Raw genomic sequence first — 19,514 nt, forward strand, 5'->3', positions numbered from 1 at the left:
CAAGAAGACCTGTCCAGTAACCGTTGCGCAGGGTTCGAAAGTTTCGACGGCTACTACGACTGATCGCCGCCGCCCTCGGCGGCCGTCCCCGTGTAGAACGCGATCGTCGCCGCGGTGGTCGTCGCCACTGTTCGCTCGTCCTCGCCCGAGGCCGCGTAGGCCTCGCCCCACAGCTCGCCGGAGCGCGTCGCGTACGCCTTCCCCTCGTCCGAGATCTGCCAGGCCTCGCTCTCCTCCTTGCTCATCCCGCCGCCGGCGAGATGCATGGCGAGCCCCAGGAGACCGAGGTCCCAGCCGACGCCGACCGCGCCCGGGCCGAACTGCCCCCAGAAGCCCTCCGGCACCACGGCCACATGCTCCAGCTCCAGCACGGTCCGCTCGTCGCCGTCCGGCGTGAGGCGCACCTCGACCTCACTGAAGCCCGGGTCGGGCCCGTACAGCCAGCTCACCCGCAGCCGGTCCGGCTCCTGGCACTCGAGGATCTCGCCACCGGCGTTGCCCTCCAGCTGATAGCGTCCGCCGACCTTGAACTCCCCGCTGACGGGCAGGAACCAGCGGCTGATCCGCTCCGGGGACGTCACCGCGTCCCACACGTCGGCGAGGTCGGCGTCGTAGGTGCGCCGCAGCAGCACCGTGCGGGCCTCGCCCGCGTCGACCTGCCGTACCCCGACCTGCCGGTGCAGGCGGTTCAACTCGTCGACGATCTCACTCATCCTCGTTCGCTTCCCTTCTCAGTCTGCGTTCGCGCTTGCCTCGCGCGAGTTCCGTTCCGAGGGCGTCGAGCCGTTGCTCCCAGAAACCGCGGAATCTCTCCAGCCACGCGTCCACCTCCCGCAGCGGCTCGGCGTCGACGGCGTACAGCCGTCGCGTGCCCTCCGCCCGCACGGACGCGAAGCCGCTCTCGCGCAGCACCTTCAGGTGCTGCGACACGGCGGGCTGAGAGATCCCGAACTCGTCCTGGATCACGGCACTGATGTCGCCCGATGCCTGCTCACCCGAGGCGAGCAGCTCCAATATCCGGCGCCGTACCGGATCACCCAGCACATCGAAAGCGTGCACGGCCCTCACTATGCCAGCCTCCACTTATATAAGGCAACACTTAAATAAGGCGCATGAACGGGCCGGGGCCCGATCGCCCCGGCCTTCCGCCTACGCGTGCTCGATGAGGAAGCGGTCGAGTGCCGTCGTCAGTTCGGCGGGCTTCTCCACGGGCAGTTCGTGACCGGCGTCCAGGACGCGGACCACCGCGTCCGGATAGGCCTTGGCCATGCGCAGCATCTGGGCGAGGGGCAGCTGGATGTCGTGGTAGCCGTGCACCATGAGGGTCGGCACCTGTATCTCGCCGACCCTGTCCAGGACGTCGAAGGCGCGCATGGCGCCGTAGAGCGTCATGACGACCTCGCGGGGCGTGCCGGCGGAGGCGCGGATGTACTCGCGGATCTCCTCACGCGGGTAGCCGGGGGCGAAGGCGCGCTGGATGTTGGTGGCGACGAACAGCTTGAAGGGGACGAGCGTCGAGGCGGCCATCAGCAGGGCGCGGCCGCGGTTGTAGGCCATCTTCCCTATGGAGTTCACCAGCACCATGCGCTCGACCCGCTCGGGGTGGGCGAGCGCGATGGTCTGGGCGATCATGCCGCCCATCGAGTGCCCGACGATCGCGAACCGCTCGATCTTCAGGTGGTCGAGGAGGGCGAGGACATCCCGGGCCAGGTCGTCGACCCGGCGCGCTCCGGCGCCGGTGCTCTCGCCGTGTCCGCGCAGGTCGAGCCGGACGACCCGCCGCTTCTCGGCGAAGTGGGTCATCTGGTGGTCCCAGCGGTGCCGGTCGGCCGTCCAGCCGTGGACGAACACCAGGGGCACACCCTCGCCGTCGCGGGGGCCCTCGTCGTCGTACGTCAGCGTCGCGCCGTCGACTTCGAGCTGCGGCATGGGTGGCCTCCTGGAATGCGTTTTGGTTACTGACCGGTACGGTATCCGGCCGACCGGGCCGCCGTCATCGCCGTTCGCCCAGGAAATCGAGGATGTGACCGAACACGTCGAGCGCCGCTCCCCTGCCGAGGAACGTGTCCAGGTGGCCGTAGCCGGGGATCTCGGTGTACGTGACGTCCAGCTCGGGCCGGCGGCGGGCGAGGACGTCGTGGCACAGCTTCTGGGAGTCGAGCCACAGGCCGTTCTCGCTGCCGGCCAGGAGCAGCACGGGGGTGTCGATACGGGCCGCCGCGTCCAGGGCGTTCTGCGGCAGCGCCCGGTAGCGGTGGTCGGTGTCGTGCCAGCGGACGACGGTGCGGGCCAGTTCGATGCGGCGCAGGTGCGGCAGGATCCACAGCGGGGCGGGGCCGAGGAGTTCGGCGAGCCTGCCGTGGGTGGTGTCGGTCAGGTGCTCGTGGACGAAGAGGGAGGCGCCGGTTCCCCAGGCCGAGTTGTGCAGGATCTGGCAGGTGGGGTCCGGGCAGCTCGCCTTGCGGGAGGCCAGCGCGAACAGCGGGGTGTACCTCGACCACAGGCCGACCTTGCGGAAGTCGACGGGGATGTGGTCGATGCGGGACTTCAGCAGTTCCCCGGCCAGGGTCATGCTCAGGGAGGTGCGGCCCGCGAGCTTCGGCGTGAGGAAGACGCCCTGGGACACCACGCCCGCGAGGCCGGGCACCAGCCCCGCCGTCATGCTCAGGGAGAGGGTGAGGGAGCCGATGCAGTGGGCGACCACGAACAGGGGGCGGTCGCCGATGCGGGCGCGGATGTGGGCGACGGCCTCGGGGATGTCGTAGAGGGCGACGTCGTCGTAGGTGTAGCGGCCGCCGGTCTCGTTGTACGGCAGCCGGCAGCTGCCGCGCCAGTCGAGCAGCCAGGGTTCGTAGCCGTCGTCGAGGAGTACGTCGACCAGATTGCGGGTCTCGGGCAGCAGGAACATGTCGGCCGAGGCGGTGTGCCCGTGCAGGAGCAGGACGGCGGGGCGGTCGCGGTCGCCGGGGTCGACACGGGTCAGGCCGAGGCGTACGCCGTCGCTCGCGCGGAACGGGATCTCCTCGACCTTCGCCGGGTCGAGCCGGTGGCGCAGCGGGCGCAGGGCGGTGGTGGACCTGACCTTGCGCAGGGCGGGCCGGGTGGCCCTGGGGTTCGTCGTGCGGAAGATCATCGGTGCTGCTCCGTGGGGGTCTGGGTGCGGCGCAGGTCGAGCAGGTCGGCGGCGGCACGGGCGAAGGGGCCGACCAGTCCGCGGCCCATCTCCAGGCCGAACCAGGCGAGCCAGGTGAGCTTGGCGGCGCGCTTCTCCTGGCCGGTCAGGCGCGGGTCGACCTTGATGCCGTCGATCTGGTCCCGTACGTAGGAGTCCGCGGGGACGACGACCTCCCCGGCCAGGCTCGCCGGTTCCCCCTCGCGGCCGATCTCCACGGTCAGGGCGCGGGTCTGGCGCCAGACGTCACGGCGGGCCCGCGCGTACTTGTGGCCCTCCAGCCACCAGCGGCCGCCGTCGGAGTCCGTCAACTCCAGTCGATATCGAAGGAGTTGATGGCGCAGGCCGTGGCGCTGCGGGATGCCCTCCTCGGGGCGGATCCAGATGTCGCCGCGTGCCACGGTCAGCGGCTCGGGGTGCAGGGCCGGGCAGGTGACCTCGCCGCGAACGTCGACGCGGCGGTCGGTCACGAGCTGGTGCATGCTCGCGATGGAGAGGGTGAGGGACATCGAGCAGGGAGTGTCGGGGCTGCCGTCGACGGGGCCGACGCCGCCCCGGGTGGTCTCGGTGAACCACAGGTAGGGCTGGTCGTCCTTGTGCGGGAGGCGGGCCAGGCCGTCGCCGGCGAGCCGCTCGAACGTCTTCAGCTGGGCGCGGGCGTCGTAGCGGACGGCGGGCGGCAGACCGAGTGCCTCGACGAGGGCGTCGGTGCGGTCGGCGACGGCGGCCGGGCCCTTGAGGGTGGCCTCGCACAGCTTCAGCGCGGTGGGGCTCTGCAACACACGGCTGAGGAAGTTCAGTTCGGGAATCGGGTCGGCCTCCAGACGGGCCAGGGCGTCGACCCGCCACTCGTCCCAGTCCTGCACGCGCACGTGCATGCCGCCGAACGCCATGTCCCTTACGACGTCGTCGAGGGTGTTGGGGACGCCGGTGAGGTTGTAGTCGAAGCCCCAGGCGTCCGGCTCGCACACGACGGCGACCGCGACGCGGCTGACCCAGTCGACGGGGGCGGCGTTGAGGTAGCGGAAGGCGGGGACTGTACGGAAGCGCCCGAAGGCCGAGATGAGGCCGGAGCTGAGGTCCTGGGCGTTGTAGGCGCCGGTCCTGGTGTGGCCGCCGATGCCGCCGGGGCGCATCGCCGTGACGATCAGACCGTGGTCGCGGGCGCGGCGCAGGGCGACCTCGGCGGCCCACTTGGTCTGGTCGTAGCCCGCGATGAGGCGGTCGATGTGGGCGAGGGGGTCGTCCTCGCCCATGGAGGGGATGCCGACCTCGTTGAACACGGCGATGGAGGAGATGTGGTGCAGCGGCTTGGGGCGTCCGGTCGCGGCGAGTTCGGCCAGGGTGAGGGCGCCGAGGACGTTGCTGGTGCGCAGTGACTGGTAGCCCCGCAGGAAGTCCACGGCGGCGGCGACGGACACGACGCTGTCGAGTTCGTGGGTGAGGGTGTTCCAGACCTCGTCGGACAGGCCCAGGTGGGGTTGGCGGATGTCGCCGGGGAGCACGGTGACGCGGCGGCGGACCTCCGAGGACCACGGCAGCGCGTAGCTCTTGAGCGCTTCGCCGAGCCGGGCCACGGCCGCCTCCTCGTCGGCGGCCCGGACCAGGCAGTAGACGTGCGCGTCGCTGTGGCGCAGCAGGTCCAGGAGCATATGGCTGCCGAGGAAGCCGGTGGCTCCGGTCAGCAGGATGCGGCTGGGCGGCAGCGGCTCGGGCGAGGCGACGAAGGGGAGGCGGTCGGCGAGCGCCAGGTCGGCCAGGATCTGGCCGAGGTCCTCGGGGCGGGCCGTGGCGTCGGACGGGGCGCCGACCTGCGCGGGGCGGACCACTGCGGGCAGCGCGGCGGGAACGGGCGTTTCCGGTACGGCGATCGGCGCTGCCGTACCGGACAGCCGGTGCCTGGCCAGGGCGACCGGCCGGGCATCGGCGAACACCTCGTCCAGGTCGACCGCCACACCGAGCTCGTCCTCCAGCGCGGAGACCAGCTCCACGGCGCTCACGGAGGTGCCTCCGGCGTCGAAGAAGTCGGCGTCGGGGGCCAGTTGCCCGGCGGGCACGTAGCGGCCGGCGACGGTCGCGATGGCGGCGGCGAGTTCGCCCAGGTCGTGTTGCCGGGCCGGGGAGGGCACGCTCGGGACCACGGGGTGGTCGGGCGTCGAAAGGGCCGCGGCATCCGGCCTCTCGGGCTGCTCGCCCCTGGGAGGCGTTCCGGCCGAACCGACGGGCGCCTCGGCCGAGCGGGTGACCTCGCGCGACCCCACGAGCGCCTCGGTCGAGCCGGCAACCTCGGCCGACCGCGTCGGTGCCTCCCCTGCTCCCGTGACCCTGGCCAGCAGGTCCGACACCGTCAGACCGACGCCGCCCCGTTCGATCGCCTCCGCGGTCGCCCGCTGGTCGGCGGTCGCCGACGCGTTCTCGTTCACCTCACGCATGAGAGCCCTTCACCGTGTTGCCTTGCCCTTTCGTCGCCGTGGTCCGCGGATACCGGGACCGTCATTGCCGCCGCCACGAGCGGAACGTCCTCAGGTACTCCGGCGTGACCACCGTCTCCAGGTGGTCGTCGTCCTGATCGCCGCCGCCCAGTGCCGAAATCACGCGGCGGGCCGGGGTGTTGCGCGGGGTGCGCTCCGCCGTCAGCCGGATCTTGGTGCAGTGCAGTTCGTCGGCCCGGTCGGCGAGCCACTGCAGCAGGCGTTCCTCGACGCCCCGGCCGAGTGCTCGACAGCTCATCAGCCAGGCCAGGACGTCGAGCTGGTCGCCCTCGCGGCGCACGGCGAGCAGGCCGATCTGGCCGTAGTCGCCGAAGCGGTCGCGGGCCGACGCCGTCCAGACCTCGCCGTGTTCGCGCCAGCGGGCGACGTCGCCGCCGTCGGCGGAGCGGGCGCGCAGGGTGAACTGGTTGGTGCGGCGCACGAGTTGCTCGGCCCGCTGCACGTCGGCGTCGGACAGGGCCCGGACGTCGACCTCCAGTTCCAGCTGGGCCAGGAACTCCTCGAAGCCGGCCTGCTCGCGGACGATGTCCCGCTCGCGTTCCTGTGCGTAGAACCGCGCCCGCAGCGCGTCCTCGGCCGTCGCCGCGGCGGGCACCAGCGGCCACAACCTGCCGAGGAACGCGGGCAGTTCGCCGGCCGCCGGGCAGGTCACCGACAGCACCTGCGGCAGTGCGGCACGCATCTTGGCGATCTCGGCCGGGTTGTCATCGAGGAAGAGGAAGCTGTCCAGGCCGAGGTTGAGCGTGTGCGCCGCCTCGGCGAGGCGGGTCGGCTTCGGACCCCAGGCGGCCGAGAGCACGCTGAAGTGCTCCGCCTTCAGCAGGCTGTCCGGGCGGTCGAGTACGGCGCGGACGGTGTCCTCGTCGTTGTTGCTGACCAGTACCAGCAGCGCGCCCGCCGTGCGCCACTGGAGCAGCCGGCGTGCCAGCAGGGCCCGCGGGCCGGTCAGGTCCACGGCGTCCGGGCCGATCTCGCCGGCCACGCCGCCCCACAGGGTCTCGTCGCCGTCGACGGCGATCACCTTCGGTGCGGGGCGTCGTACGGCCCGGACGAGCTCGGCGAGGCGGAGGGCGACGGCCGCCTGGAAGGGCGGGGTGAACGGGAGGTGGGCCATGGCTTCGGTGCGCTCGTCGAAGGGTTCCTCGACGGGATGGTGCCGGGTCCACTCGTCGGGGCCGACGACGGCGATGCCGGGCACGTCGGCCAGCTCGGCGGCGACCTCCTGTTCCCAACGGCTGAGCCGGTCCTCCGTCCGAACTGCGGGCAGAAAGCCGACGATCAGCGGTTTGCGGGTGTTCTCGGCGACCGCGCGCAGTGCGGCGAGGTAGGCGGTGCGCAGTTCGGCCAACAGCGGGTCGTCGAGCGGGCCGAAGCGTTGCAGGTCCGTCGCCCGCAGCAGGACGACGCCCGTGGTCGTGGCCGGGTCGGCGAAGACTCCGGACGGGTCGCGCAGGGCGGGCAGGACGTGGTGGTACGGCGCCTCGGCGACGGTCGTGACGCTGCCGTCGTCCGCCGAGGCGTCGACCGCCGTCTCGCACATCAGCGGCAGGTTGCCGAGGGCGAAGGTGGCGGCGAGGGCGAGTGAGTGGCTCACGGCGGGGGTCGGTGCCGTGCGCACGGGGCCCGACGGGTCCTCCGCCGTCTCCGCGAGCAGACGCAGCAGTTCCTCGCCCAGCGCGGTGGCCGTCGCCCCGTCCAGGATGTCGAGGTTGTGGTCGAGGCGGATCCGGCCGGCGTCCGGGGTCATGGTGATCATCAGGTCGAGGTCGGAGTAGCCGGTCCCGGCCGGCAGCACCTCCAGGGCGGTGAGCCCGCGGGCGGCGCGGACGTAGTTGAAGTACACCTCCACCAGCGGTGCGTTCGGCCGGTACAGGCCCCCGCGGGCCAGCACCGGCAGCACGTCGGAGAACATCGCGCCCTTGGCCAGCACCCTCTCCAGTCGGCCGTCGGTGCGCCGCAGCACCTCCTCGACGCGCTCCTCCGCGCCCGCCTCGGCGGGGAAGGGCACGGGCACGCCGTAGAAGCCCAGCGCGTCGTAGGCGTCGGCGTGGATGCGGGTGTCCACGGGCACGGCGAGGACGAAGCGTTCACGCTCGCGCTTCCTGGCAAGCAGGACGGTCAGGGTGCCCAGGCAGAACGCGGCGGGCGTCACGGCCAGGCGGCTCGCGGCGGCCGAGATGCGGTTCATGAGCCCGTCGGGGATCGCCACGGTGACGCTGCCGGCACGATACGTCCGGGCCTGCGGGCGCGGTCGGCTCAGGGTCAGGTCGAGGCGTGCGCTGCCCTGGAACGCCGCGCGCCAATCGGCGGCGTCGGTGCTCGCGTCGGCCTGCTCGCCGGTCCGCTGGGCCTCGATCAGCAGGCGGACGTCACGGTTGCTGACCGTGTCGTCGAGCGTGGCGCCGGACAGCTCGGCGTCGATCTCGCCGGCCACCAGCAGCAGCGACTGGAGGTCGCTGACGGCGTGGTGGGCGCCGTAGACCAGGAGCTGCCCGCGCTCGCCTCCGTCCAGCAGCTCGAATCGCCACAGCGGCGCGGCGGCGAGGTCGAACGCCGGCTCCAGGAGCTCGCGCAGTCCCTCGGCGGCGTCGAGCGGGGTGCCGTCCGGGACGACCGTCCAGCGCAGCGGCGGCTCCGGCAGGGCGCGGTCCACTCGCAGCTCCCGGCCACCCTGGGCGGCGGGCACGATGGCGGTGCGCAGGGCCGCGTGCCGGGCGGTGAGGCGGGTGAGGATTCCGGTGAGCGTCTCGCGGGTGGTCGGCGTGGTCAGACGTACGGCCAGGCCGACGGCGTGGGCCGCGTCGGGCATGGCGGGCTGGGCGCTGCGCAGGAGTCGTACGACGTCGCGGGTGGCGGGGTGCGTCTCGGTGTCGGGGACCTCGGTGACGCGCTCCGGCTCGGCGGCGGCAGCCGTCTCCCGTTCCGGCAGCGCGGTGCCGAGGGCCTGTGCCAGGCCGCGGATGTCGGCGGCCGAGAACACGGTGGCCGCCGGGAGTTCGACGCCGAGCTCGCGGGCGAAGGCGTTGCGCAGCCGCACCAGCATGAGGGAGTCGAGGCCGAGTTCCTTCAGGGCGGTGGTCGCGGACACCTGGACGGCGCCGCCGGAGACCTCGCCGACCCTGGCGCGCACGTATGCCTCCAGGCGTGCGGTCCGCTCGGTGTCGGACGTCGCCGCGAACACCTTCCTGACCAGTTCGTCCGTGCCGGGCGTGCCGGTCGGGACGGTGACCAGGTCGGCCAGGATCGGGCGGGTGCGGGCGGCGTCGGGATCGAGGGCCAGCATCTCCCAGTCCAGGGCGAGCGGTGCGAGCTGGCGGCGGGCCGTGGTGAGCACCCGCTCGAAGAGCTCGCCGCCGTCCTGCGCGGAGAACGCGACCAGGCCGGAGCGGGCGGTCTCGGCCTCGCGGGCGCCGGACTCGGACACCATGCCGACGCCCGACCAGGCACCCCAGTCCAGGCTGAGCGCCCGCCGGTCCGTGCGGGACAGATGGTGTGCCCAGGCGTCGAGGAAGGCGTTGGCCGCCGAGTACGGGCTCTGTCCGGCCGACCCGAGCAGACCGGCCGCCGAGGCGAACAGGACGAAGTCGGCCGCGTCCGGGGTCAGTTCGGTGAGCAGGGCGGCGCCCAGGACCTTGGGGGCGAGGACGCGCAGAACGCGCTCGTCGGTCAGGTTGGCGATGGTGGCGTCGTCCAGGACACCGGCCGCGTGCACGACCCCGGTGATGGGGCCGAGTTCCTGGCGTACCGCGTCCAGAGCCGCCGTCAGGCCGGCCCGGTCGGCGACATCGGCGCGGGCCAGGTGCACGGTCACGCCCCGCGCCTCGAACTGCCGGATCCAGTCCCGGGCGTCGGCGTCCGGCGCCCCGCGGCTCATCAGGGCCAGCCGTCGGGCGCCCCGGCGGACCAGTCGCTCGGCGACGACGCGGCCGAGACCGCCCAGACCACCGGTGATCAGGTACGCCCCGTCGGGGGAGGTCGTGCCGTGTCCGGCGTCGTCGGGGCGGGTGCGGGTCAGGCGGGGCACCAGGCGCTCGGTTCCGCGCAGGGCCACGAGCCGTTCGTCGTCCGCGTGCCGGAGCTGGTTCCACAGGGCGTCGGCGCCGCCCGTCGGCGGGAGGTCGACGAGGGTGGTCCTGAGCTCCGGGTACTCCTGCGCCACCGCGAGGCCGAAGCCCCAGCCGAGCGCCTGCTGGGGGTGCGTCACCTGCGTGCTGTCGCCGGCCGCCTGGCTGCCGCGTACGACGACGAAGAGCCTGGGTGCCGCGCTCTGTGTGCGGTCGGCGAGGGTGCGTACCAGGTGCAGGGTGCTCAGGCAGCAGAGCCGGGCGGCTTCCTCGGCCGTGCGGTCGTCCTCGACGGCGGGCGCGTCCAGGGCTGTCATCTGCACGATCCGCGCGGGCGGTTCGCTCGCGAAGGCCTCGTCGAGAAGGCGGGCCAGGTGGGCCGGGTCGGCCGGGTCGAGGACGTAGTGCCCGGGGCCCTCGGCGGCGAACGACTCGCCGCGGCGGGCGATCACGTACGGCACTGAGGTACCCAGCCGCTCGACCAGTTCGGCCGCCGTGCCGGACTCGTCGGCCAGGATCAGCCAACTTCCCTGCGCGGGCGGTTCGTCGGCGACGGGCCGGGATCGCCAGCGGGTCTCGAAGAGCGCTCCGTCCAGCGGGGAGAGGGCGGCCAGCCGGAACTCCTCCGCCTCCAGGATCAGTCGGTCGTTGTCGTCGTACAGGCGAAGGTCGAGTGTCGCGCCGTCTCCGGACGCGGACCGCAGCTCGCATGCCACCCACACGGGGGTGGTGCGCAGCCCCGTGTGGCGGAGGCGGCCGACTCCGGCGGGCACGAACGCCCTTCCCTGGGGCGCGTCGCCGGGCAGCGCGGCCGTGTGGAAGGCGGCGTCGAGGACGGCCGGGTGGAGCAGATGGCCGGCGGCGGGCGTGTCGGCGAGCCGGGCGAGGCCGGTGGACCGGGTGCGGTGGCCCGACTCCAGGCCGCGGAAGGCGGGGCCGTACTCGATGCCGAGGGACGCGAGCGCGCCGTACACGGCGGGCAGGTCGACCTGCTCGGTGCAGCGTTCCCGCAGGGTGGACAGCGGCTCGGTCGGCTCTGCGGCGGTGGCGGGACCGGTCGTGATGCGGCCGGTGACGTGGCGTTCCCAGGTCGCGGAGCGTTCGCCGGCGGCCGGTGCCGAGGCGATGGTGAAGTCCCGTGCGCCGTCGACGGCTGGGCGCAGGACCAGTTGGAGGCGCGTCGGCCGGGACTCGTCCAGGCGCAGCGGCTGGAGGAACCCGACGTCGGCGAGCCGTACGTCACCGCCGTCCTGTACCGCGGACGCGGCCTCCAGCGCCATGCCGAGGAAGGCGGCGCCGGGCAGCCAGACCTCGCCGGTGACGCGGTGGTCGGTCAGATAGGCGAAGCGGCTGTCGCGCAGGTCCACCTCGCTCTGGAACAGGTGCCGGTCGGCCTCGTCGCTGGCCTCGACATGCGTACCCAGGAGCGGGGAGGAACCGGTCGCGGTGGCCGGGGCGGGGGCTAGCCAGTGCCGTTCGCGGGCGAAGGCGTAGGTCGGCAGGTCGACGCGGCGGCCGGCCGGGAACAATGTCGGCCACTCGGGGGTGTGGCCCGCCGTGTACAACTCCCGCAGCCTGCCGAGCAGTACGTCGCTGCCGCCCCGGTGGCGGCGCAGCGAGCCGATGCTCACCGCGTCGACTCCGGCGTCGGCCGCCACCGCCTCGACGGACGAGCCGAGCGAGGGGTGCGGGCTGAGTTCGACGAAGTAGCGGTAGCCGTCGTCCAGCATGCGGCGCACGGTGTCCGCGAAGCGCACGGGTTCGCCGAGGTTGGCGTACCAGTACGCGGGGTCCAGGCGATCGCCCGGCACCGGTTCGGCCAGCACCGTCGAGTACATCGGGGTGGGGGCCGGGGTGCCGTGGACGCCGGAGAGTCGGTCGAGGAGTTCGTCGCGCAGCGGGGCCATCAGTGGGGTGTGCGAGGCGAACGGCGTCGACAGCGAGCGGGCCTCGATGCCCTGCTCGTCGAGACCGCGGCGCAGGTCGGCAAGAGCGTCGGCGTCACCCGAAACCGCCGTCGAGTGGGGGCTGTTGACGGCGGCGACGAACAGCCGGCCGGCGTACGGGGCGAGGAGTTCCTCCACCCGGGGACGCGGCAGGTTGAGGGACAGCATGCCGCCCTTGCCCGCGACGGGTACGACAGCCTGGGCACGGCCGGTCACCACGGCGACGGCGTCGTCCAGGGTGAGCGCGCCGGCACTGTACGCGGCGGCGATCTCGCCCAGGCTGTGCCCGACCACGGCGTCCGGGGTGACGCCGAGCGAGCGCCACGCGGTCGTCAGCGCCGCGTTCACGGCGAACAGGGTCGGTTGCAGGTACTCGGTGCGCTCCAGCGGGGAGAACTCCTCGGGCGCCCGCAGCGCGTTGAGCACGGACCAGCCGACGTGCCGCTGTACGGCTTCGTCGATCCGCGTCAGCTCCTCACCGAACGCCTCCGACTCCCCCATCAGGTCGAGCCCCATGCCGGGCCACTGGCCGCCGTGTCCGGAGTAGACGAAGGCGACCTTGCCCGCCTGCTCCTCACGGTGCTGCGGCAGCGGGATGCGTCCGGCAGCCAACTCGCCCAGCACGGAACGCAGTTCGTCCCGGTCCTCGGCCACGACGGCCGCGCGGCGATCGAAGTGGCTGCGGTGACGGGCCAGCGTGTAGGCGACGTCCGATGCTTCGACGGCGGGGTCGTCGGCGAGGGCGTGTGCCAGTGCGGCGGCCTGCCCGCGCAGTCCGGTCTCGCTCCGGCCGGACAGGACGAACAGGTGCTTGCCGAGGGGCACTTCTGTACCCGGCGATCCGGCCGCGGGTTCGGCCTCCTCCACGATCACATGCGCGTTGGTGCCGCTGATCCCGAACGCGCTGACGCCCGCACGCCGGATCCGCTCGGCCGACGCGGGCCAGGGGACCTGCTCCCGCAGCAGATGCAGTCCGCTGTCCGCCCAGTCGACGTGCCGGCTGGGTGTGTCGGCGTGCAGGGTGCGCGGCAGGGTCCGGTGCTGCAGCGACTGCACCACCTTGATGAGTCCGAGCACGCCCGAAGCGGCCTGGGTGTGACCGACGTTGGACTTCAGCGAGCCGAGATACAGCGGGCGTCCCTCGGTCCGCGAGGCTCCGAAGACCTCGGTGAGGGCGTTCGCCTCGATCGGGTCGCCCAGGGTCGTGCCCGTGCCGTGCGCCTCGACGAAGTCGATGTCGTCGGGCCGCAGCCCGGAGCGGTCCAGCGCGCGCCGGATCACCTGCTCCTGCGCGGGCCCGTTCGGCGCGGACAGTCCCTGGCTGCGGCCGTCCTGGTTGACGGCGGTGCCCCGCAGTACGGCCAGGACCCGATCGCCGTCCCGGCGGGCTTCGCTCAGTCGCTTCAGTACGACCATCCCGGCGCCCTCGGCCCAGACGGCCCCGTCGGCGGCGTCCGAGAAGGAGCGGCAGCGCCCGGTCGGGGACAGTCCCCGCAACCGGCTGAACTCGACGAAGGTCTGCGGTGTGACCATCAGCGTGACACCGCCGGCGAGCGCCAGATCGCACTCGCCCGCGCGCAGCGCCTGCGCCGCCAGATGGACGGCGACCAGCGACGACGAGCAGGCGGTGTCGACTGTGAGGGCGGGCCCGTTCAGGCCGAGCGTGTAGGCGAGCCGCCCCGAGGCCACGCTGAGGGCGGAGCCGGTGCCGACGTATCCGTCGAGCTGGTCGAGTCGGGTGCCGGACAGGTAGTCGCTGCCGAACATGCCGACGTAGACGCCGGTCGTGCTGCCCGCCAGGTCGGCGGGCACGATCCCGGCGCGTTCCAGGGACTCCCAGGCCGTCTCCAGCAGCAGGCGCTGCTGCGGGTCCATGGCCGCCGCTTCCTTCGGGGTGATGCCGAAGAAGCCGGCGTCGAAGGACTCGATGTCGTCCAGGAAGCCGCCCTCGCGGGCGTAGGACTTGCCGAGCGCGTCCGGGTCCGGGTCGTACAGCGACTCGACGTCCCACCGCGCCGCGGGGAACGGGCCGACCGCGTCCCGGCCTTCCGCGACCAGCCGCCACAGGCCCTCCGGGTCGTCGACGCCGCCGGGCAGCCGGCAGGCCATGGCGACGAGTGCCACCGGCTCGTCCGAGGAGGCCACGGTCGCCTGGACGGCCTTGCGGCTCGGACTGCCCGCTGTCGCCAGCACGCTGCCCAGCAGGTGTTCGGCCAGGCGAATCGGCGTGGGGTGGTCGAAAAGCAGAGTGGCGGGGAGCTTGGTGCCGATGCGGGCGCTGATGCGGTTGCGCAGGTCGACGGCCGTGACCGAGTCCATACCGAGGTCGCGCAGCGGCTGGTCCGGGCGGACGGACTCCGCCGAGCGCAGACCGAGCGCCTGGGCGGCCTCCTCACGCACCAGGGCGAGGACGCGCCCGGCACGTTCGGCTTCCGGCAGCCGGGCCAGCCGGTCGGCCAGGGTGTGCCTGCCGGGGCGTGCCGGCTGGGCCGCGGGGAGCAGGGAGCGCCATAGCGCGCCGGACGGGGCGGCGGCCCGCAGCCGGGGCATGTCCAGCGCCCAGGCGACCAGGTGGGCGGCGTCACGGCGCAGGGACAGCGCGGTCAGGTCCCGGCCCTGGTCGGGGGTGAGGGCGCGGTGTCCGAGGCGGGCCATGCGCTCCAGGTCGGCGTGTTCGGCGGCGAGCCCCTCCCCCGCCCAGGCGCCGAAGGAGACCGAGACCGCGGGCAGGCCGAGGGCACGGCGGTGGTGGGCCAGCTGGTCGAGGAAGACGTTGGCGGCCGCGTAGTTGGCCTGTCCCGCGTTGCCGACGACGCCCGCCGCGGAGGAGACCAGCAGGAACAGGTCGAGCGGGCGGTCGGCGGTGAGCCGGTGCAGGTGAGCGGCGCCGTCGACCTTGGGGCGCAGCACGTGTGCGAGGCGGTCGGGGCGCAGCTCGGCGACCACGCCGTCGTCGAGGGTCCCGGCACAGTGCACGACTCCGCGCAGCGGTGCGTCGTCGCCGACGCGGTCCAGTACGTCCGCCAGGGCCGCCGCGTCGGCCACGTCGCACGCGGCGACCTCGGCCGAAGCGCCGAGTGCGGCGAGTTCGGCGACGGCGTCGGCCGCTCTGGGGTCGTCGGCGCCCCGACGGGACGTCAGTAGAAGACGGGTGACACCGCTCTCCGCGAGCATGCGGGCGATGTGGCGGCCGACCGCGCCGAGGCCCCCTGTGATGAGCACGGTGCCGTCGACGGGAATGCGGCTGGGGCTCTCAGGAGGCGCGGGACGAGCGCGCACCAGGCGAGGAGCGAGCAACTGACCTGCACGCAGGGCGAGTTCCGGCTCGTCCTGCGCTGCCATGGAGAGGACCGGCGGTTCTTCGTCGAGGTCGAAGTCGAGGTCGAGGTCGAGGTCGAGGTCGAGCAGAGTCAGCCCGAGGTCCGGGTGCTCGGCGCGGGCGCTGCGGGCCAGGCCCCACAGCACCGACTGGGCGAGCCCCGGAATCATGTCCCCGTCGGCGGCGGCGACCGCTCCGCGGGTGACCCAGAGAGTGCGCGCCGGAGCCTCACCCGGCGGGAGGGCGATCAGCGTCTGCAGTTCGGCGAGTCCCTGCGCCGCCAACTCATGTGCCGAGGCCGCTGGTTCGGAGCTCGCGGAGGGCCAGAACCGTACGACCGTGTCGGCGCCGGCGGTGCCCTCGGCCGCGACGGCCGTCCACGCCACCTCGTACAGGTGGCGCCCGTTCTCCGAGGCGCTGTTCAGGTCGGCCGGGTCGACGGCCCGCAGGCGTACCCCCTCGAGACGGCCGGCCGGGAAGCCGTCGGCATCCCAGAGGGTGACGTCCAGGGTGAGGTCAGTGGTGTCGGTTCCGGCGCTGTCCGTCCGGCGTACGGAGGCGGTGAGGTCCGTCGCGTCGCCGGGCGGCAGGACACAGCGGGCCACGGCGACCGGCAGCAGTACACGTCGATCGGTGGCGTCGAAGGCGGCGGCCACCTGGAGGGCGGCGTCGAGGAGCGCCGGGTGCACCGGGTAGGGGTCGGCGGCGTCACGGGCCACGGAGGGCAGCGCGAGGCGGGCCAGCAGGGTTCCGTCGGCGGTCGCGGTGGCCTGGCGTACGCCCTGGAAGGCGGGGCCGTAGCCGAGTCCGAGCGCGTTCAGGCGCTCGTAGGTGTCGTCGTGCCAGGCCGGTTCGGCCGTCTCGGGCCAGCTCGGTGGCTGGTCGTCCGGCGTTGCGGCGGGGTCGGCGGCGGAGGCCGTGGCGTGCAGGGTCCAGTCCGTCGCCTCCTGTCCGCGGGGGCGGCTGTGGACCGTGATCTCCGGTGCGGTCCCCGCGGTGACCACCTCGACGGACACCTCTACCGTGCCGGTGGCGGGCAGCGTGAGGGGGGCCAGGAGGAGCAGGCCGGTGACGTCGGCGGCGGTGTCCGGGCGGGCCACGGCGAGCGCGGCGCGGCACAGCTCCATCAGGGTGGTGCCGGAGACGACGGTCCGGCCGAAGACGGTGTGGTCGGGCAGCCAGTCGGCGGTGGCCGGGGACCACTCGTTGCGGAAGGTCCAGCGGGTCTCGTCCGCCGACTGGAGCTGGATGCCGAGCAAAGGGTGTGCGGCGCGGTCGAAGAGTCCGGGGGCGGTGGCGGAGGTCGCGGGCTCGATCCAGTGGCGCTGCTCGTCCCAGGCGTACGTCGGCAGGTCGGCCCCGGTGGCGGGCGGAACCGTGCGGCGCCAGTCGATCCGCCGTCCGTGGACGTGGAGTTCGGCGGCGGCGCGGTCCAGGCAGGCGGGGCCGTCCTCGTCCCGGCGCAGCGATCCGACGGCGATCAGGTCGTCGTCGACGGTGCGCAGGGCGGTGAGCAGCGACGGGTGCGGGGCGAGTTCGACGAAGCAGCGGTAGCCGTCGGCGACCATGCGCTCGACGGTCGGCGCGAAGCGTACGGGCTCGCGCAGGTTGGTGTACCAGTAGTCGGCTTCGAGTTCCTCGGTGACCGGTTCGCCCGTGACCGTGGAGTACCAGGCGACGGACGCGGGGTAGGTGGTGACGCCGTCGAGTTCGTCGAGGATCGTGGTGCGGACGGTCTCGACCTGGGTGCTGTGGGAGGCGTAGTCGACGTCGAGGCGGCGGACGAAGACCTGCTGCCGGTCGAGGTCGGCGAGCAGCGCTTCGACCGCGTCCACGGCACCGGCGATCACGGTCGAGCGGCCGCTGTTGACGGCTGCGACGCTGATCCTGCCGTCGTGGGCGGCGAGTTGTGCCTCGACGTCGGTGTGCGGCAGGGCGACGACGGCCATGGTGCCGGTGCCGGACAGTTCCGTCAGGGCCTGGCTGCGCAGGGCGACCACCGCGGCGGCGTCGTTGAGGCTGAGGGCACCGGCGACGCACGCGGCGGCGACCTCGCCCTGACTGTGCCCGATGACGGCGTCCGGGCGGATGCCGCGGGCCCGCCACACGGCGGCCAGCGACACCATCACGGCGAACAGCACCGGCTGGACGACGTCGACCCTGTCCAGGCCGGGGGCGCCCGTGTCGCCGCGCAGCACGGACGTCACCGACCATTCGGTGAACGGGCGCAGGGCGGCGTCGCAGCGGTCGAGTTCGTCGGCGAACACCGGGTCGCGGTCGAGCAGATCGCGTGCCATGCCCGGCCACTGGGATCCCTGGCCGGGGAAGACGAACGCCAACTTGCCCGTCGGAGCGCTCTGTTCGGGCCCGGCGGTCCGGTCGGGGTCGGGACGACCCTCGGCGAGTGCGTGCAGCGCGGTGAGCAGTTCGCCGCGGTCGGCCGCCTGGACTACGGCGCGGTGCTCGAAGTGGGTGCGGTGGTGGGCGAGGGTCGCGGCCACCGCCGGGAGCGGCAGCTCCGGCTGCTGTTCGAGGGTTCGGAGCAGACGGTCGGCCTGGGACCGCAGTGCGGGCAGGGTGCGGGCCGACAGCGGGAAGAGGGTCGTGCCGGGGAGGTCCGCGGGCGTCCGGGGCTTGTTCTCCGGCGTCCCGGGCTGGTCCTCGGGCGTTCCGGGCTGTTCCTCGGGCGCCTCCTCCAGCACCACATGGGCGTTGGTGCCGCTGATCCCGAACGCGCTGACGCCGGCGCGGCGGACCCGCTCGGGGTCCCGCGTCCAGGCGTGAGCCTCGTCCAGTACGCGCAGGCCGCTGTGCGCCCAGTCGATGCGCTCGGTCGGGGTGCCGGCGTGCAGGGACGCCGGTATCCGCTCGTGCTGGAGGGCCAGTACGGTCTTGATGACGCCGGCGATGCCCGCGGCGGCCTGGGTGTGGCCGATGTTGGACTTGAGGGAGCCGACGCCGAGAGGACGTTCGGCGGGGCGGCCGGGGCCGAAGACGGCGGACAGGGCGCGGCCCTCGATGGGGTCGCCGAGCGGGGTGCCGGTGCCGTGTGCCTCGATGTGGTCGATGTCGTGCGGCTGAAGCCCGGCCGCGTCGAGGGAGGCACGCAACACGCGTTCCTGGGCGGGGCCGTTGGGGGCGCTCAGGCCCTGGCTGCGACCGTCCTGGTTGATCGCCGAGCCCTTGACGACCGCGAGCACCCGGTCGCCGTCGCGGCGCGCTTCCGCCAGCCGCTTCAGCAGCACGATGCCGCAGCCCTCGGCCCACACCACGCCGTCGGCGTCCGTCGAGAAGGGGCTGCACCGCCCCGACGGCGACAGCCCGCGCAGCCTGCTGAACTCCACGTGCCCGCGCGGCGTCACCAGCAGCGTCGCACCGCCGGCCAGCGCCAGGTCGCACTCACCGCCCGCGAGGGCCCGCGCCGCCAGATGCAGGGCGACGAGGGAGGACGAGCAGGCGGTGTCGACGGTGACCGCGGGGCCCTGGAGGCCGAGGGTGTAGGCGATACGGCCCGACGCCACGCTGGACGCGGAGCCGGTGCCGACGTGCCCGTCGAGCTGGTCCAGGGCCGCCGACGCCAGGTAGCCGCTGTCGTACAGGCCGATGTAGACGCCGGTGGAGCTGCCGTTGAGCGTCTCCGGGACGATCCCGGCACGCTCGATCGCCTCCCAGCCGGTCGTCAGGAGCAGCCTCTGCTGGGGGTCCATGGCGGCGGCCTCGCGCGGCGAGATCCCGAAGAAGGCCGCGTCGAAACGATCGATACCGGAGACGTAGCCGCCGCGCAGGGAGTACGCCTTGCCGGTCGCCTCGGGGTCGGGGTCGTGCAGCCCTTGGGTGTCCCAACGGCCCGCCGGGACCTCGGTGACGGCGTCCTCGCCCGCGGCCAGCAGCCGCCACAGTCCCTCGGGGTCGTCGGCGCCGCCGGGGAGACGGCAGGCCATGGAGATGATGGCGATGTCGTCGTCGGGCTGCCCGGGCGACCCGCCGGGTGGAGCGGGCGTGGGGGCGGGCGCGGACGGCTCGGCGAACACCGCCTCCGCGAGTGCCGCGACGGTGGGGTGGTTGAACACGAGGGACGGGTCCAGGGTGCGGCCGGTCGACGCGGACAGCTCGGCCGCCAGGGTCACCAACTGCCGTGATCCCAGACCGAATTCGGCGATCGGCCGGTCGGGGTCGACGGCGGGCAGGTCCAGCCCGGCCGCCTCGGCGACGGCCGACTCCAGCCAGACCCGCACGGCCTCCGGAGTGGTGAGCGAGGGCTCGGTGGACTGCTTCGGGGACTCGTGCGCAGGCATCTAGACAGGTGTCCTCGTGGATTCGGGCAAAGGGCGGGGCGGCCGTGAGGCCCGGGGGCTCGTGCACCCGTGGCGGGGCTCGGATCGTGCGTCGCCACGACCGTCGGGGTGGCCGTAGGGCGGATGCGCCGACGGGCGGCCGGCGGGCCGTCGGTGCCGGCCCGCGGTGGGCGGGCCGATGCCGCCGGCGGACGGTCGGTGCCGGGTCATGGCGGCCGGTCGGTGC

At 73.5% G+C, this 19,514-nt stretch carries 6 protein-coding genes; all 6 read right to left on the reverse strand.

The features are described from left to right. Nucleotides 1-53: 53 nt before the first annotated feature. Complete coding sequence (locus PGH47_RS02165; RefSeq protein ID WP_271661945.1) at nt 54-713, reverse strand: SRPBCC family protein; 660 nt, start codon at nt 711-713, stop codon at nt 54-56. Next, nucleotides 706-1,068 (reverse strand): ArsR/SmtB family transcription factor, encoded by a 363-nt coding sequence (locus tag PGH47_RS02170; protein WP_271661946.1) that lies wholly within the window; start codon nt 1,066-1,068, stop codon nt 706-708. Before PGH47_RS02170 ends, PGH47_RS02165 begins: the two co-directional genes overlap by 8 nt. Nucleotides 1,069-1,149: 81 nt before the next feature. Then, nucleotides 1,150-1,929 carry an alpha/beta fold hydrolase gene (locus PGH47_RS02175; protein WP_271661947.1) on the reverse strand — a complete coding sequence of 260 codons (780 nt, stop codon included), beginning with the start codon at nt 1,927-1,929 and terminating at the stop codon, nt 1,150-1,152. A gap of 64 nt (nt 1,930-1,993) precedes the next feature. Further along, entirely contained in the window at nt 1,994-3,133 is a 1,140-nt protein-coding gene (locus PGH47_RS02180; protein ID WP_271661948.1) for an alpha/beta hydrolase, read from the reverse strand. Beyond that, nucleotides 3,130-5,604: a thioester reductase domain-containing protein gene (locus PGH47_RS02185; protein WP_271661949.1), complete on the reverse strand. Its 2,475-nt coding sequence runs from the start codon at nt 5,602-5,604 to the stop codon at nt 3,130-3,132. Before PGH47_RS02185 ends, PGH47_RS02180 begins: the two co-directional genes overlap by 4 nt. Nucleotides 5,605-5,665: 61 nt before the next feature. After that, nucleotides 5,666-19,288: a type I polyketide synthase gene (locus PGH47_RS02190; RefSeq protein WP_271661950.1), complete on the reverse strand. Its 13,623-nt coding sequence runs from the start codon at nt 19,286-19,288 to the stop codon at nt 5,666-5,668. Between the last annotated feature and the right edge of the window lie 226 nt (nt 19,289-19,514).

Origin of the sequence: Streptomyces sp. HUAS 31 (assembly GCF_028198125.1) — a bacterium.
GTDB lineage: Bacteria > Actinomycetota > Actinomycetes > Streptomycetales > Streptomycetaceae > Streptomyces > Streptomyces chartreusis.